The sequence below is a fragment of the Nonomuraea sp. NPDC050783 genome, from assembly GCF_040802095.1.
Classification (GTDB): domain Bacteria; phylum Actinomycetota; class Actinomycetes; order Streptosporangiales; family Streptosporangiaceae; genus Nonomuraea.
On sequence record NZ_JBFAHK010000031.1, the window covers coordinates 43,562 to 58,910 of the forward strand.

Here is a 15,349-nt window from a genome sequence, read left to right on the forward strand (position 1 = left end):
CCGAATCCGTCGAGTGACTGGTGCCGCGCGGGACATCTCCGCGACGAGCGACCGAAGCGACTGGCCGCCCCGCCGTACTCGTCAGCTTCCTGTTACAAAACCACGTACTTCAAAATCAGGAAACTCATGCTTAAATGAGAAACCCACGACGACGGGAGGGAGTCATGGCCCCACTGAAGGTCGGTTACCTGCTGCCGACACGGGACCACGCCGTGCGCGGCGACCACGATCTGAAGCGGCTCGTGGACCAGGCCGTCCAGGCCGAAGCCCTCGGCCTGGACTCGGTCTGGGCCGGCGACAGCCCGCTGACCAGGCCCCGCGCCGACCCCCTGCTTCTCCTGTCGGCGGTGGCCGCCGCCACCAGCCGGATCACCGTGGGTACCGCGGTGCTGCTGCCCGCGCTCCGCCACCCGGTCCTGCTGGCACATCAGCTCGCCACCCTGGACCGGCTCTCCGGCGGGCGGCTGATCGTCGGAATGGGCGGCGGGTTCCCCAACGCCGCCACCAAGGCCCAGTTCGCGGCGGTCGGAGTCGCCTTCGAGCACCGCATCGCGCTGCTGGAGGAGTCGATCGAGGCGATGCGACGCCTGTGGAGCGGCCAGGAGGTCTCCTACACCGGCCGCCACGTCACCTTCCACGACGTGAGGCTGGCCCCCGCACCGGCCGGTCCGTCCGGCCCGCCGATCTGGCTCGCCGGCGGCGGCGAGCCGGCACTGCGGCGGGTCGCCCGCCTGGCCGACGGCTGGCTGTCCTACCCGCCCCGCGTGCCGGCCTACGCCCGCGAACGGGCCTTCATCGGGCAGCACGCGACGCGGGCCGTCACGCCCGCCCTGTACGCGACGCTCTGCCTGGACGAAGACCCCGGACGTGCCCGCGAGCGCCTGCGCGCCAGCATCGAGCCGTACTACAACGCTCCCCTGGAAGCCGTCGAGACCATCCAGGCCATGTTCGCCGGCCCGGCTCGCCAGGCCGCGGACTGGCTCACCTCCTACGCCGAAGCCGGTGCCCGGCACCTGGTGATCCGCCTGGCCGTCGATGACCATCGCGCGGCCCTGGAGGAGTTCGCCGGCACCGTTCTCCCTCTCCTGCACTCGAAAGGATCAGCATGACCACCTTCGTTCTCGTCCACGGCGCCTGGTACGGCCCCTGGGCATGGGATCGCGTCACCCCGCTCCTGCACGAGGCCGGAGCGCGGACCATGACCCCCGCCCTGACCCTGGAAGGCGACGCCGGTCTGAGCACCCACGTCCAGGAGATCCTCGCCGCCCTGGACGACGTGGCCACCCACGACGACGTGGTGCTGGTCGGGCACAGCTACGCGGGCCTCGTCGTCCGCCAGGCGGCCGACGCGCGGCCCGGCCTGGTGAGCCACGTCATCATGATCGACGGCTGGGCCGGCGACGACGGCGAGAGCCTGTTCAGCCTGGCACCCGACCCCTTCGTCACCGCGATCACCAGGGGCGCCCGCGCCAGCGCCGACGGCCGCCACGTGCCCGCCCCGCAGCCGGAGCGCTTCGGCATCACCGACGCCGAGGAGGCCCGCCTGCTGGCGCGGCGCCTGCGGCCCCAGCCGCTGCGCACCTTCACCGAGGCGACCCGGCTGAGCGGAGCCGTCGACCAGATCCCCGGCACCGCGATCTACTGCCGTCCTGTGACCTTCCCGTTCGACCGGTTCGGGAAGGCGGTCGGATACCGCACGCTGCCCCTGGACGGCCCGCACGACGCGATGAGCACCCATCCGCGCGAGGTGGCCCGGCTCCTGCTGGACGCGCACGCCTCGCAGCCGGCCTGACGCAGGTCGTCGTACAGATTCCACCGGACATATCCCGTAATAGCTTCACAAACCAGCAAGCTGAACGTGAGGAGAAACATGCGTGCGGTGCGACAGCGCGAGTGGGGCGGTCCGGAGGTGCTGGAGGTCGTCGACCTGCCGGCGCCGAAGCCGGCCCCGACCGAGGTGCTGGTCAAGGTGGTCGCGGCGGGGATCAATCCGGTGGACGTCTACACGCGGATGGGCGTGGCCTACAACCGGGTGCTGAGCCTGCCCTTCGTCAACGGCTGGGACGTGGCGGGAGTCGTGGCCGGGGTGGGTTACGGGGTCACCCGGTTCAAGGAGGGGGATCGGGTGTTCGGCATGCCGTGGTTCCCGCGCCAGGCCGGCGCGTACGCCGAGTACCTGACGGCACCGTCGAGGCACCTGGCGCTGATGCCGGAGGGCATGTCGTTCACCGAGGCGGCCGCGTTGCCACTGGCGGGGCTGACGGCGTGGCAGATGGCGGTCGACATCGCCGAGGTCGGTCCGGGCAGCCGGGTGCTGGTGGCGGCGGCGGCCGGGGGAGTGGGGCATCTGGCCGTGCAGGTCGCCAAGGCGCGCGGAGCTCATGTGATCGGTACGGCCAGCGCGGCCAAGCACGACTTCGTGCGCCGGCTGGGTGCCGACGAGGTGATCGACTACACCGCGGTGGACGTGACGAAGGCGATCCAGGACGTGGACGTCGCCATCCAGATGTTCGGCGGCGACACCGGGCTGCGGACCCTGGAGTCGCTGCGCCAGGGCGGGCTGATGGTGAGCGGGCAGGGAGCCTGGACGCCCGGCATGACCGAACGGGCCGGCGAGCTGGGGGTGCGGGCCCTGGCGTACCTGGTGGAGCCGGACGCGAGCGGGCTGGAGTCGCTCTCGCGGCTGTATCGCGAGGGCCGGCTCGCGGTGCACGTGGAGCGGGAGTTCCCGCTGGAGGAGACGGCCGCGGCCCACGACCTGGTGGCGAAGGGACGCACCACGGGCAAGGTCGTCCTCCAGGTCGGCGACCCCGAGGGGGCGTGACGGAAGGCGAGGCCGGGTCAGGGCTCGTCCGGCAGGAGCTCGACGAGGCTCCCCGGGTCGGCGGACGCCAGCGGTTCGAGCCGGATCACGTGACGCAGCACGGCGAGGCCGAGGAGGGCGGACTGGAGCACGCCGTCCCGGAGCGGGACCGGGGCGTCGCCGAAGATGCCGGGCACCGCTTCCAGCAGCCCGTCCTCCGCGCACACGCCTTTGAGCAGGATGCGCATCGCCCGGGCTTTGACGGGGTCCTCCCACAGGCCGGCGAGCCACAGGTCGGCGAGCGCGCGCGTCCTCTCCGCGTCATGGGTGGAGGCCGTGTTCGCCGCGTCGCGCAGCGCCTCCCACGCGGGCCGGACCACGGCGCGGAACAGGCCGGCCTTGTCGCCGAAGTAGTAGAGGACCAGCGCGGGGTCCACGCCGGCCCGGCGCGCGATCTCGCGAATCGAGGTGAGGGCGTAACCCCGCTCGGCGAAACCCTGCCGCGCCGCTTCCAGGATCTCGTCGACGGCGGCCCTGGACGCCGCCGACCGCCTGCCCAGGGCCCTCGCGGGCGGCTGGTCCTTCTCGTCCATCCGGCAGTCCCGTCCTCAGCCGTGCGTCCTCAGCCGTGCGTCCTCAGCGGAGGCTAACGGCGGGCCCGCCCGCGCCGAATCCGTCAGGTGACCGGTGCCGGGCCAGGGGCTCCCCGCCGGGCGGACCAGTCACCCGACAGATGCGTGCCGGACCTGCGCCGCTCACGATGGCGTCATAAAACGGCGTTGTGAGGAGCGGTCATGCCCGTGCTCGATCGACAGGACGATGTCTTCATTCTCGACATCCGGGATGACGAGGACTGCATGCATCCTGCCTGGATCGACGCCGTGCACGACCTGCTCGACGAAATAGAGACGCGCGACGGGCCGCGATCTCTCGTGACGTTCACGGAGAACGACTCCTTTTCGAGCGGCCTGTCCCTGGGCGGCGCGGTGTGCGGTGCGAGCGGAGCCGGGCAGGAGTACGTCGCGGACGTCCAGGGGCTGCTCGCGCGCATGCTGACCTTCCCCGTGGTCACCGTCGCGGCGCTGCAGGGGCACACGTGCGCGGCCGGTGCCGTGCTCTCGCTGGCCCACGACTTCCGGGTGATGCGCCGCGACCGGGGCTCGTGGTGGCTGCCCGGGAGCGAGGCCGGCCTGCCCTTCACGGCCGGGGTGTCCGCGCTGGTCCGGGCACGGTTGACCGCTCAGGTCGCGCACGAGGTCGTGGTCACCGCCCGCCGCTTCGACGGTTACGACGCCCTCGCCGCGGAGATCGTGGACCGCATCGCGGACGTGGACACGATGCGCCAGCTCGCCGTGGACATGGCCCGGGACCACAACCACCGGGCGGGTCCCGGGCTCGGCGAGATCAAGGCGCGCATGTACGCGTCCGTCGTGGAGGCCCTGTGGCCCTGCGCCCCCGGCACCCAGGAAGCGCTGTCCACCCCCGGACCGCCGACGACCTGGCGGACGAGATCCGGCCGTTGCGCCGCCCCCCACCCTGTCCGCGAGCAACGCTGAGGTGATCGCGCCTCCTGCACCGAGGACGGCAAGGCCGGGACCTACCGGTCGAGGACCTCCTCCAATACGACCCGGCGGGCAACGTCCTGTCGGTGTCGGGCATGTCCACCTCCGGCACCGGCACCCAGTGCTTCGCCTACGACCACCTGCGCCGCCTGACCGAGGCGGGGGCCCAGGCCACGACCTCCTGCCCAGCCACCTCCTCGGCCTGCTCGCCCCGTACTGGCACTCCTTCGACCACGACGAGACCGGCAACACCCGCTCCTGCGGCGTCGCCGGGAAGGGCCAGACTCCCGACTGGGACGCCGAAGCCACCTCGCCAAGGTGACCGGCACCGACGGCCACCGGCGACCTCGCCGTGGACGCCGCGACCGGGAAACTCTCCCAGCGCCGCACCGTGCCCTTCGGCGGCCCGCGGCACCCCGCTCACCGCGCTCTCCCCGGCGTCCGGCGGTCTGGGCAAGGCCGCCAGGTCCTCGGCAAGCCCGTCAAGGACGTCAAGGCCGGCGACACGGTCATCGCGACCAGCACCACCCTTTCCGGATGACTCCGGTGAGCGAATGGGTCACCGCCGACGCTCTCCGGCCCGGCGAATGGCACGGGGCCTCCGTCGGCCGCTGGAACCCACGTCCAGATCAGAGCCGTCGAGAGATGGACGGACTCGCAGCGTCCGCACGATCTGAATAGCGCTCTGAATATCGCTGATCTGCACACCTATCACGTGCTGGCAGGCGCCACATCAGTACTCGTTCACAACCGCACCGGCGATGAGGATCCGACCTCTTTCTCGAACAGGAAGCCGGAAGACCTCCCTGATCGGTTCGAGCGCATCGCCCCGGAGCTACGTCGTCCCGATCCGGAACCACTCCTACGTAATCCTGGGAAGCGGCGATCTCGTCATCGGCAAACGGGCAGTAGGTCACGTGAGCCTCTTCAACGAGAACGGGCTCGATGCCGACAGGAAGTACAACGCCGATTGGGGACCATTTGGCCGCTGATTCCGCGGCGCGTTCACGGCACGCCGGGCGGTGGCCGCGCTCGTCCCGCGCGGCCACCGCCCAAAGGGTTGACTACTCGAACGAGACGGAGCTGGCGGTGTTGCGCCCGAAGTCGGGGAAATCGTCCAGATCGCGTATCCCCTTCTCCGGCGGAAATCTCAGCCCGGCACCGGCGTAGCCCGGCTTCGTGAACAAGTAGACGTCCCGATCGCTGTAGTTCCGCGCCGAGTCGGCGCCGTTGTTCATCGAGGTGGTAGTACCTGGCCACCGGTTGTCGCTGAAGTCGGCGTCGTCGCCGTTGTAGGTGGTGGCGCTGCCCGTATAGCCGACCTTGTTGTAGAGCCAGAACAGGCCCGACGCGGCTGCCGCGACGTCGTCGCCCGAGGCGGTCCGCGCCTCTCCGAGGACAACGGCCCCGCGTCCAGCGACGGGGGAGTCAGCGCCGGCCGGTAAGGCCGCGAATGCGACCGAGGCCGCCGCTACGGTTGCGGCGCAAGCTGCGAACCGCCTCTTCAAAGGCATGCGTTCTCCTTGGGATGTCCAGGTGCTGTGTGGTCCTCAACGCTAGGGGCGGCGGAAATCGATCGAATCTGTCGCGCGACCGGCGCGATCGTCGCCCTGGCGGCGGTCACCCGGCACCAGTCGCATGACAGATGCCCCAGGCCACCGTCGCTTCTAGCGTCAACGCCGACAGAGAAAACGACAGTTCCAAGGAGAACTCATGCCGTTGAGGACGTTTTTCACGGCCTCGGTCGTGACCGTGGCCGCGATTTCGATCGCCGGCACGCTCACGGCCATGCCCGCCAGCGCCGATCCTGCCCTGGGGACGAACGGGAACGGCTGGGACCTGCCGGCCGGTATTTCCGAAAATTCTGGCGACACGCCCGAGAGCGCCCCAAGTGAGGTCCCGGGTGCCGTTGCCGCGCTCGCCGGATCGGGCCGGTTCTGGCTCTGGGAGAACCAGGCGTACACCAGTTACCGGAAGTCGTACAGCGGCAGCGACTCCAGCTTCAGGAACGACAGGTGGGACGGTACCGACATTCCCGTCGACAACGACGCCGAGTCGGCGTGCAACTACAGCAACCGGACCGTCGGCCTGTACACCAAGATCGGTTACGCGGGCGAGGTGTCGGCGTTCCCTGAGAACTACTGCGAGCCCGACCTCAACATCGGCATCGGCACTGGACGCGACACACCCAGTTCGATTCTTTTCGTGTAACGGCGGGCGCCTGTCGCGAGGCCCAGGTCAACGCCGAGGGCATGCTCGACGACGTACGCAACGCAGTGATGCTGCCTGCGCGGGAAATCGTCAACGTGTCGTCGGTCACCGCGCGCATGCCTCTGCCCGGCACCGGCCGGCTACTACGCGGCCGTCATGATGGACGAATACCCCCAGACCGCTCCCCATCCCTGCTCCTGCTCGTCCGGGACGCGGGGCCCCTGGCGCCGACGCCTCCGGGTTCGAGGACGGGGTACGGCCACGCCGGAAGCGGGCCATGAGTCCGCCGTGAGCGGGCGGTCTCCGGTGATCATGACTAGTTACGTGACGGATGCGGCCGGTCAGCGCCGGCTCCTAGTGTCGGAGCCCGCCGGCGAACCCCGGCATCTCGTTCTGGAGGACTCATGCCCCTCATGGCGCGCCCCCTCCTCATCACCCTGACGGCGCTGCCGCTGATCGCCGCGGCCGCTGTCGTCTGTCACCTCTCTGTCTCCGACGTCTCGCCTGCCGAGCCGGCCTCCGCCGCGATGAGCCTGCCCTTCGACGCATACGAGCTCTCGCAGTTCGACGTCCACACCATCGAGGCCGCGCAGGACGTCCTGATCGGTGCCTGCATGCGCGAGCAGGGGCTGACCTGGCAGAGTTTGCCCGCGCCCTCGGCCGCGGGAACGAGGTCGCCCCACGCGCGCCGCTACGGGATCATGGACGCTGATGACGCCGCCCGCTACGGCTACCACCTGCCGTCGCCCACCGCCGCGCAGGCGCGTCGTAACGCCGTGTGGGCCGCCCGGGAGAAACTCCCGTCCGGGGAGAAACTGACCCTCGACGGCGCGAAAGGGCACCACGGTGGCTGCCGGGGCCGCGCTCGCGCCCAGGTGACGGGCAAGGCGCCCCAGGACTGGCTGGAGCCGCTCAACAGGTACTCCTCGCAGGCGTTCGAGGCGGCCCAGCGCGCGCCCGAAGTCCTCGCCGTGATCCGGGAGTGGAGCGCCTGCATGAAAGAGGCCGGGTACCTCTATCCCGGCCCGTTCGAGGCGGTCGGTGACGGCGCGTGGTGGAAGACCGAGCAACCGTCGGACCGGGAGCGGGCCGTGGCGCGGGCGGACATACGTTGCAAACAGAAGACGAACCTCATCCCGATCTGGGCCGAGGCCGACCGCCGCGTCCAGCTCGGCGTCATCCGGCAGCATCCCGGGGAGTTCCGGAGGATGGCGGAGGCGAAGAAGGCGTTGCTCGGCCTCGCCCGGAACATCCTGCGACAGGCGTGACAGCGCCCGATCGGCCTGCTGATCGGGCGGGTTGCGAAAGGGGGACGTGCCAGCCGTTCACAGCCCCGACTCCGTCCTCTGTTCAGTGGTGCTCTACGGCGCCGTGTGAGCCGGGGCGGTGATCACGCCGGTGTCCGCGGTGGCCGCCGCCGGGCACCGAACCGCGGCTGCTCGATCTGGCCGCCCCGGCCGGGACGCCGGGCCAGGCGAAGCCGGGGAGACCGCCATCCGCGGCCGTCTGGTGATGAAGGGCTGTCTGGGCCGTCCCGGTGACGGCCGCCATGATCGGAGACGGCGTGGAGCCGTGGGGCGTGTGGACGGCGACGGCTGGCTCTTCGTCGTCGATCGGGCCAAGGAGCCGATCAAGTACAAGGGGTGTGCAGGTGCCGCTCGCTCGCGAGGCCGTCGCCGTCGCCGCCGCCGCCGATAGGTACGATGCGGGAGCGACGAGGTGCCGAGGGCATTCGCGGTCAAGCGGCCGGGCAGCGAACTGGGCGAGGACGATGTGATGGCGTACGCGGCGGGGGTCGCGGCTCCGTACGGGAAGGTGCGTCAGGTGCGGTTCGTCGAGGCGGTGCCGCGCTCGGCTCTGGGCGGGATCTTCCGGCGGGAGCTCCGTGGCGCGGATGGCTGACCCGTCACCGCCGGCCGGCGGAGGGCCGCGCGCGGTGCCGCGGGCCCTGCTGGCCGGTGCCGCCTTCCTGCTGGTCTGCCTGCTGCCCGTGAGCGCGACCGTGGGGGTGTTCGCGGCCACGGCCAGTATGGGTTGGGCGGCTCTGGCGCTGGTCGTGTCCATCGCCGCCGGCATCGTGCTGGGCGCGGTGCTGGGTGCCGTGGTCGGCGTCTTCTCGGCCGCGAGGCGTGATCCGGCGCCGCTGGTCGGCTGCTTCGTCGCCGCGATGCTGCTCGGCGCGGGTCTCGGCGTGAACGCGGCCGTCCACCTGGAGCAGGCGTACCAGCACTGGTACGGCGTGCCCGAGCGGGCGCGGATCTCCCTGGTGCAGGTGGACAAGGCCAGGCGCGGCGTGCGCTGCACGTACGTCCTGGGCGGCGTCTTCGCCGATCAGTGGACGGACGACTTCCCCGTCGACACCCAGCCGGATCGGGCGGCGTGCGAGGCCAGGGCCGGCACGACCGTCGAGGTGATGGTGGACCCGCGGCGGCGCGTGCGGCCGCGGGTCAGCGATGACCTGGAGGGCGTCGGCACGGCGTTGTGGGCCGAGGCCGTGCTCCTGGCGCTGGCGGGGGCCGGCGGCCTGGTCACCGCGGGTCTTTCCGTCCGGCCCGGCGGGAGGCCCGCGCAGGCATCGTGATCACCGGACGTACTGGAGCGGTCAGGGGCAGGTCGAGGCGGCCCGTCCGCCGGCGAACCGGTCGCCGATCCATTCCAGGATGTCGGGCATGGCGCCGTCGTCGATGCCGGTGACCTGGCCGGGATAGGTGTCGTGCGCCAGCCCTGGATACGTCCGGTAGTCGACGCGCGCGCCGGCGCGGCACAGTGAGCCGGCCACCTCGTCGGTCATGGCCTTGGTGACCAGAGTGTCGGCCTCGCCCTGGAGCAGCAGCAGCGGGCCGGCCACCGGGCTCTGCCCTGTGCTGTTGCGTTCGAGGAAGCGGGCGAAGCGCGGGTCGGTGAGGTATCCCGGCCGGACGAGCGCGGAGCCGGTCAGGTCGTTGTAGACGGCCGCGACCACGCCCAGGCACTGGCTTTCCACCGCTTCCAGCCGGTCCATCGCCTGCGGTGTCAGCAGCCGCGACAACCGCAGGCCGGGGTCGGCCGCCCGAGCCCCGGCGGCGATCAGCGGGACGAAGCCGCCGAGCCCGGGCTGCTGGGCGGCGTGGCGGACGATCTGGGTGAGGTTCGCGCCGGGTGAGGTGACCACGGCGCCGAGGTAGCCGGGCTCAGGCCGGTCGGCCTGCGTTTCGGCGACGGACAGCGCCGCCGCCCCTCCTTGCGAGTGGCCCCAGACGACCCAGCTCCGCGACAGGCCGGGTACGGCGTGGCGAGCCGCACGCAGGCCGTGGATGACGTCGTTGGCGGCGGCGGTCTTGTCGCCGAGCGCGTGCCCTCCGTCCGTGCCCAGGCCGGCGTAGTCAGGGGCGACCACGGCGTAGCCCCGGTCGAGGAAGCGGGCCATCTGGTCGCCGTGATAGAGGTCGCGCATCAGCGAGGGGGCGCAGCCACGGGCGGTCCCGCTGGCCCCGTGGGCGTCCACCACCACCGGCCAGCCGCCCTTCGGGGCTCTGCCCTCCGGGAGCAGGACCACCCCGGAGGCCGCGCGATCGCGGCCGTCGGCCGTGCGGGAATGGTAGAGCAGGCGGGTGGCCGGCAACGTACGGCCCGCGACGGCGTGGTCCCTCGCGGCCTCCTGGCGGATCAGGGTGCCCGCCGGCGCCCAGGGCAGCGGGGCGGTGGTGTCGTAGAAACGCGTGCGGGGCAGGGCGTTGGCCTGCTGCTGTCGTAAGGCGGCCTGGCACCAGGTGTCGCAAGGGTAGGGCTCGGCCTGGGCGGACGCCGGAAACGCCGTGGTCATCGCGGTCGCGGCGGCGAGCGCCGCGGTCACGGATCTGCGGAGGAGATTCATGTCGATCCCTTCGACGGTGAGTTGCTCGCGCTATGGACGGGGCAGGGCGGCTCGGTGTGACAAGCCGCGCGGCGTCGCGGTCCGTAGGGGTCACGAGAACCTCGTCGGGTATCGCCGTGGCGCGGGTGCGGGAGGCCACGGAGACGGCCGGGTCTTCCTTCTTCGAGCTACCTCCGCGCGGGCCGGGCGCGGTCGAGGCGGTCGTGGATGGCGCGGCGCGCGCGGTCGTAGGCGTCCGGCCGGTTGAGGAGCCTGCGGGCGTAGTTGGCCTGCAGGACGGCGGCGTGGATCTCGAAGATGAGCTGGTCGGCGTCCACGTCGTCGGCCAGCTCGCCCAGGCGCTGGGCGAGGCGGATCTGCTTGCGCAGGATCCTGTCACTGGTGTGCGCGACCTCGGCGATCGCGTCGCGTACGGGCCCGTCGCGGTCGTCGAACTCGGGGGCGACGGCGCAGAAGAAACATCCGCCCTCGAAGGTGTCGAGGTAGTCGATCCAGGCGTCGGCCAGCGCGCGCAGGCGGGGTAGGCCGTCGTCGGCGCGTTCGGCCACGCCCAGGACCCGTTCCTGGAAGACGTGCGTGGCCGCCGCCACGATCTCCAGTTGCAGGTCCTGCTTGGTGCCGAACAGGCCCTGGACGCCGCTCTTGCTCATGCCCAGCTCCGTCGCGAGCTTGCCCAGGGTGATGCCCTCCAGGCCGTCGAGGGTGGCCACGTTGAGCGCGCGCTGGAGGATGGCGCGGCGGCGTTCGTCTCCGGGGCGGGTCGTCGGCATGCCGTCATCCTACGTCGGAATACGACCGATCGCATTGACAAGTACGATCGTACGCTTCTAGGGTCGGGGTACCGATCACGACGAGCAAGGAGTTCTCGACATGAAGGTCGCGGTGTACGGGGCGAGCGGCTATACCGGGAGACTGGTCACGGCCGAAGCGCTCCGCAGAGGGCTCGACGTGGTGGTCTCCGGGCGGAACGCGTCCCGGCTGCGGGAGGTCGCCGGCGGAGCCGAGGTCGTGGTGGCCGACGCGGACGACGTCCCGGCGCTCGCCGACGCCTTCGACGGCTGCGACGTGGTCATCGGCTGCGCCGGGCCGTTCTCCCAGGTCGGCGACCCGGTCGTGCGGGCGGCCATCACGGCCGGCGCCCACTACGTCGACACCTCCGCCGAGCAGCTGTTCCTGCGGCACGTCTTCGACACCTACGCGGGGCAGGCCGAGGAGGCCGGCGTGTGCGTCGTCCCCGCGGTGGGCTTCGACATCCTGCCGGGCGACATGATCGCGCACCTCGCGGGCGCCGAGGTGGAGCCGCTGGACGAGCTGACGATCGCCTACCAGACCAACGACTTCGACATGACCCGGGGCACCATCCGATCCTCGCTCCAGGTACTGCTGGACGGCGACCTCGCCTACGAGGAGGGGCGGTGGCGGTCCGCCGAGGGCCTGGCCGTCAAGCGCACGTCGTTCACCTTCCCCGGCCAGAGCGAGGAGCGGCCGACGACGCGGTGGCCGGGCGCGGAGATCGTGACCGTGCCCCGCCACGTGCGGGCCCGCCGCGTCGAGATCATCACCGACGCGGCCGTGTTCGGCCCGGAGCTGGTCTCGCTCATGCAGGCACCCGCCGACCAGTGGGACGCCATCATCGGCCGGTTGCCCGAGGGCCCTTCCGCCGAACGCCGCCCCGTCTCGGAGTTCACCATCGTGGCCGAGGCCGTCGGCGCGGACGGCCGGCGCGCCACCGGCGTGGTGCACGCCCACGACATCTACGGGAGCGCCGCGGTGTTCACGGTCGAGGCGGCGCGCCGCCTGGCCGCGGGCGAGGCCAAGGCCGGGGTGCTGAGCCCGGCGCAGGCGTTCGACCCGGCCGCCTTCCTGGACGGCCTGGCATCGTACGGCGTCGAGTGGAGCGTCGTCGCCGGCGGGAAGTGAACGCGGCCTGACTGGTCGTTTGACGGATTCGCACAGAGAGCTGTGCCGCTACCGTGAGAGCCACGGACCGCCCACCGGCACGCCGTCGCGGCAGGGACCGCGGGGGCGGGACCGCGGGGGAAGCCGTCGCGCGTATCTGTGCTGGTGGCCGGGCGACGCCGGGCGAATGGGGATGCTCATGCTCATAGGGCGGATCAGGGAGCGGGCGGCGGTCGATCGGCTGCTCGCCGCTGCCCGGGCCGGGAAGAGCGGATCGCTGGTGCTGCGCGGAGAGGCCGGGATCGGCAAATCGGCACTGCTCGACTACGCCGCGGAGGCGGCGGGCGACGGGATGCGGGTGCTGCGCGGGGCGGGTTTCGAGCCGGAGATGGAGCTGCCCTTCGCCGGGCTGCACCTGCTGCTGCGCGGCGCTGCCGGCACCATCGACGTGCTGCCCGAGGTGCAGGCCCGGGCCCTGCGCGGCGCGCTGGGCCTGGAGCCCGGGTACGACGGCGACCGGTTCCTGGTCGGGCTCGCCCTGCTCACCCTGCTGGCCGACCTCGCCGAGCGGCGCCCGCTGCTGTGCCTGGTGGACGACGCGCAGTGGCTCGACCACGCCTCGGCCGAGGCGCTGATGTTCGCGGCTCGCCGGCTGGACGCCGAGGGGGTGGCGCTCCTCTTCGCCGCCCGCGAGGACGAGCACGCCTTCCCCGCCGCCGGCGTGCCGGACCTGCGCCTGACAGGGCTCGACGCGACCCGCGCCGCGGAGCTGCTGGCCGCGCACGCCGGCGACCTGGCGGCGCGGGCACGCGAACGCGTCCTGCGGGAGGCGCAGGGCAACCCGCTGGCCCTGCTGGAGCTGCCCGCCCTGCTCACCGCGGCGCAATCCACGGACGAGGCGCCCATCCACGCCATCGGCATCGGCTCCAGCCCTGCCTCCGGCCGGGTGCACCAGGCGTTCCGCGACCGCGTCGCCCGCCTGCCCGAGGGGGCGCGAACGGTGCTGCTGGTCGCCGCGGCGGACGACACCGGCGCCCTCGACGTGATCCTGGCGGCCGCCCGCAAGCTCGGCGTGGACCTGGCGGACCTCGACACCGCCGAGGCCGCCGGTCTGGTGCACATCGGCGACGGGCGCGTCGTCTTCCGCCACCCGCTCGTCCGCAGCGCCACCTACCACCTCGCCTCCCTGGTACGGCGGCTGGCCGCCCACCGCGCGCTGGCGGAGACGCTGGCCGGGCGCCCCGGCGACGTGGACCGCTGGGCCTGGCACCTGGCCTCCGCCGCCACGGGGCCCGACGAGGAGAGCGCGGCGGCGCTGGAGCGCAGCGCCGAGCACGCCCGCGCCCGGGGCGGCCACGCGGCGGTGTCGGCCGCGTGCGAGCGCGCGGCCCAGCTCAGCCCCGACCCGCGCGAGCGGGGCCGCCGGCTGACCCTCGCCGCCGCCGCGGCCGCCGAGGCCGGCCTGTACGAGCGCGCGGGCGACCTGGCCGACCGGGCGGCCTCGGACGTGGCCGACCCCAAGGCGCTGGCCTACCTCGCCCGCACCCGGGCGATGATCGCGATGGCGCACGGCGAGGCGGGAAAGGCCCACGCGCTGCTCGCGGGGACGGCCGAGGCCATCATCGGCCAGGCCGAGGACATGGCCATCACGCTGTTCTTCGAGGCGCTCACCCCCGCCTGGATCGGCAGCGACTACGCGGCACTCGCGCGGACGGCCACCCGGGTGTCCGAGCTGCACAGCACGAAGGGCGGGCAGCTCCAGCCGATGAGGCGGGTGCTGACCGGCATGGGGGGCCTGGCGGGCGAGGAGCCGCCGGCCGGCCTGGCGTGGCTGCGCGACATGATCGAGGGCCTGCGTGACCGTACCGAGCCGGTGGAGCTGCAGGAGCGCGCCCAGCTCGCCATCTGGGACCTGGTGATCGGCGACGACTCGATGGCCCACGACAGGGCCGTGGCGATCGAGCGCGAGTGCCGGGCCCAGGGCGCGATCGGGCTCCTGCCGCTGGCGCTCGCGCTGGTGGCGCGGTCGCAGATGTTCCTCGGGATGCACCGGGAGGCGCTGGCCAGCGCCGAGGAGGGGCTGCGCGTCGCCCGCGACACCGATCAGGGCTACTACGCGGCCCTGCTCGTCGGCGTCCTGACGTACCTGGCCGCGCTCGAAGGCGACGAGGAACGGTGCCTGAAACTCGCCGAACAGATCGCCGACGTCCGGGACGCCGCCACCGGGGGCATGCGCTGCGTCTCGCTGAACCTGCTCGACCTCGGCCTGGGCCGGCCGGAGGCGGCGCTGCGCAGGGCCGAGGAGTTCGGCGCGTTCGGGCCCGCCGCCCGTGCCGTCATGGTCATGCACCGCATGCCGGACCTGGTGGAGGCGGCGGTGCGGGCCGGCCGCGACGACTTCGCCGTGGCCGCGTCCGAGCGGGTGCAGATGTGGGCGGCGCAGACCCCGTCCCCGTGGGCGGAGGCTGTGGCGCTGCGCTGCCGCGCGCTGCTCGCCCCCGACGAGGAGGCCGAGCGGTACTACGAGCAGGCCCTGCACCTGCACCTGCGCGGCGGCCGGCTGTTCGAGCGGGCCCGTACGGAGCTGCTGTACGGCGAGTGGCTGCGGCGGTTGCGCCGGCGCGCCGACGCCCGCCGCCAGCTCCGCTCGGCTCTGGACATCTTCGAACGGCTGGGCTCGCGCCCGTGGGCCGACCGGGCCCGCGCGGAGCTGCGCGCGGCGGGGGAGCGCCAGACCGGCGAGGGACGCCCGTCCGAGGGCGTGCTGGACCGGCTCACCCCGCAGGAACTGCAGATCATCCGCATGGCCGCCACCGGCCTCAGCAACAGGGACATCGCGGCGCAGCTCTTCCTGAGCCCGCGCACGATCGGCTACCACCTCTACAAGGCGTACCCGAAGCTGGGCGTGGCCTCCCGCGCCGAGCTGGCCAGGCTGGACCTGGACGAAGGCGAGTGCCTCACCGGCTGAGAGCCCGCGGGCCGGCCACGACCCGGCCGGCCCGCCCGCCCTTCAAGGATCTC

14 protein-coding genes are annotated in these 15,349 nt (G+C 72.5%); 10 read left to right on the forward strand and 4 right to left on the reverse strand.

What is annotated here, in order from left to right; translation table 11 throughout:
• The first annotated feature begins 164 nt into the window (after positions 1–164).
• The 3 genes from AB0H75_RS44730 (at position 165) to AB0H75_RS44740 (ending at position 2,824) form a co-directional block, all read left to right on the forward strand.
• Positions 165–1,109 carry an LLM class flavin-dependent oxidoreductase gene (locus AB0H75_RS44730; RefSeq protein WP_367807091.1) on the forward strand — a complete coding sequence of 315 codons (945 nt, stop codon included), beginning with the start codon at positions 165–167 and terminating at the stop codon, positions 1,107–1,109.
• Positions 1,106–1,792, forward strand: a complete 687-nt coding sequence (locus AB0H75_RS44735; protein WP_367807093.1) for an alpha/beta fold hydrolase — start codon at positions 1,106–1,108, stop codon at positions 1,790–1,792. Before AB0H75_RS44730 ends, AB0H75_RS44735 begins: the two co-directional genes overlap by 4 nt.
• Before the next feature lie 78 nt (positions 1,793–1,870).
• Positions 1,871–2,824 carry an NADP-dependent oxidoreductase gene (locus tag AB0H75_RS44740; RefSeq protein WP_367807095.1) on the forward strand — a complete coding sequence of 318 codons (954 nt, stop codon included), beginning with the start codon at positions 1,871–1,873 and terminating at the stop codon, positions 2,822–2,824.
• Between the two features lie 17 nt (positions 2,825–2,841).
• Here the strand turns inward: AB0H75_RS44740 and AB0H75_RS44745 are convergent, their stop codons facing one another.
• On the reverse strand, positions 2,842–3,396 hold the full coding sequence (locus AB0H75_RS44745) for a TetR family transcriptional regulator (RefSeq protein ID WP_367807097.1): 555 nt from the start codon (positions 3,394–3,396) through the stop codon (positions 2,842–2,844).
• Between the two features lie 201 nt (positions 3,397–3,597).
• Between AB0H75_RS44745 and AB0H75_RS44750 the strand changes: the two genes are divergently transcribed.
• Entirely contained in the window at positions 3,598–4,359 is a 762-nt protein-coding gene (locus AB0H75_RS44750) for an enoyl-CoA hydratase/isomerase family protein (protein ID WP_367807099.1), read from the forward strand.
• Between the two features lie 1,070 nt (positions 4,360–5,429).
• Here AB0H75_RS44750 and AB0H75_RS44755 read toward each other — a convergent pair.
• Positions 5,430–5,879 (reverse strand): peptidase inhibitor family I36 protein, encoded by a 450-nt coding sequence (locus AB0H75_RS44755; protein ID WP_367807101.1) that lies wholly within the window; start codon positions 5,877–5,879, stop codon positions 5,430–5,432.
• Positions 5,880–6,078: 199 nt separating this feature from the next.
• Here AB0H75_RS44755 and AB0H75_RS44760 point away from each other — a divergent pair, with 199 nt between their 5' ends.
• The 4 genes from AB0H75_RS44760 to AB0H75_RS44775 all read left to right on the forward strand — a co-directional run bounded on the left by AB0H75_RS44760 (position 6,079) and on the right by AB0H75_RS44775 (position 9,157).
• Positions 6,079–6,576 (forward strand): hypothetical protein, encoded by a 498-nt coding sequence (locus AB0H75_RS44760; RefSeq protein ID WP_367807103.1) that lies wholly within the window; start codon positions 6,079–6,081, stop codon positions 6,574–6,576.
• Between the two features lie 413 nt (positions 6,577–6,989).
• On the forward strand, positions 6,990–7,844 hold the full coding sequence (locus tag AB0H75_RS44765) for a hypothetical protein (protein WP_367807105.1): 855 nt from the start codon (positions 6,990–6,992) through the stop codon (positions 7,842–7,844).
• Positions 7,845–8,295: 451 nt separating this feature from the next.
• The gene (locus AB0H75_RS44770; RefSeq protein ID WP_367807107.1) at positions 8,296–8,478 is read left to right on the forward strand and encodes a hypothetical protein; all 183 of its coding nucleotides are present in this window, start codon (positions 8,296–8,298) and stop codon (positions 8,476–8,478) included.
• Positions 8,471–9,157: a hypothetical protein gene (locus AB0H75_RS44775; RefSeq protein ID WP_367807109.1), complete on the forward strand. Its 687-nt coding sequence runs from the start codon at positions 8,471–8,473 to the stop codon at positions 9,155–9,157. The genes AB0H75_RS44770 and AB0H75_RS44775 overlap by 8 nt, the downstream gene beginning before the upstream one ends.
• Before the next feature lie 21 nt (positions 9,158–9,178).
• Here AB0H75_RS44775 and AB0H75_RS44780 read toward each other — a convergent pair whose 3' ends face one another.
• Both AB0H75_RS44780 and AB0H75_RS44785 read right to left on the reverse strand, forming a co-directional pair.
• Positions 9,179–10,429, reverse strand: a complete 1,251-nt coding sequence (locus AB0H75_RS44780) for an alpha/beta fold hydrolase (protein ID WP_367807111.1) — start codon at positions 10,427–10,429, stop codon at positions 9,179–9,181.
• Between the two features lie 167 nt (positions 10,430–10,596).
• Entirely contained in the window at positions 10,597–11,199 is a 603-nt protein-coding gene (locus tag AB0H75_RS44785) for a TetR/AcrR family transcriptional regulator (RefSeq protein ID WP_367807113.1), read from the reverse strand.
• Positions 11,200–11,299: 100 nt separating this feature from the next.
• Between AB0H75_RS44785 and AB0H75_RS44790 the strand changes: the two genes are divergently transcribed.
• Together AB0H75_RS44790 and AB0H75_RS44795 are read left to right on the forward strand one after the other, a co-directional pair.
• Complete coding sequence (locus AB0H75_RS44790; protein WP_367807115.1) at positions 11,300–12,349, forward strand: trans-acting enoyl reductase family protein; 1,050 nt, start codon at positions 11,300–11,302, stop codon at positions 12,347–12,349.
• A 178-nt stretch (positions 12,350–12,527) separates the two neighbouring features.
• Positions 12,528–15,296 (forward strand): helix-turn-helix transcriptional regulator, encoded by a 2,769-nt coding sequence (locus tag AB0H75_RS44795; RefSeq protein ID WP_367807117.1) that lies wholly within the window; start codon positions 12,528–12,530, stop codon positions 15,294–15,296.
• Positions 15,297–15,349: the final 53 nt, after the last annotated feature.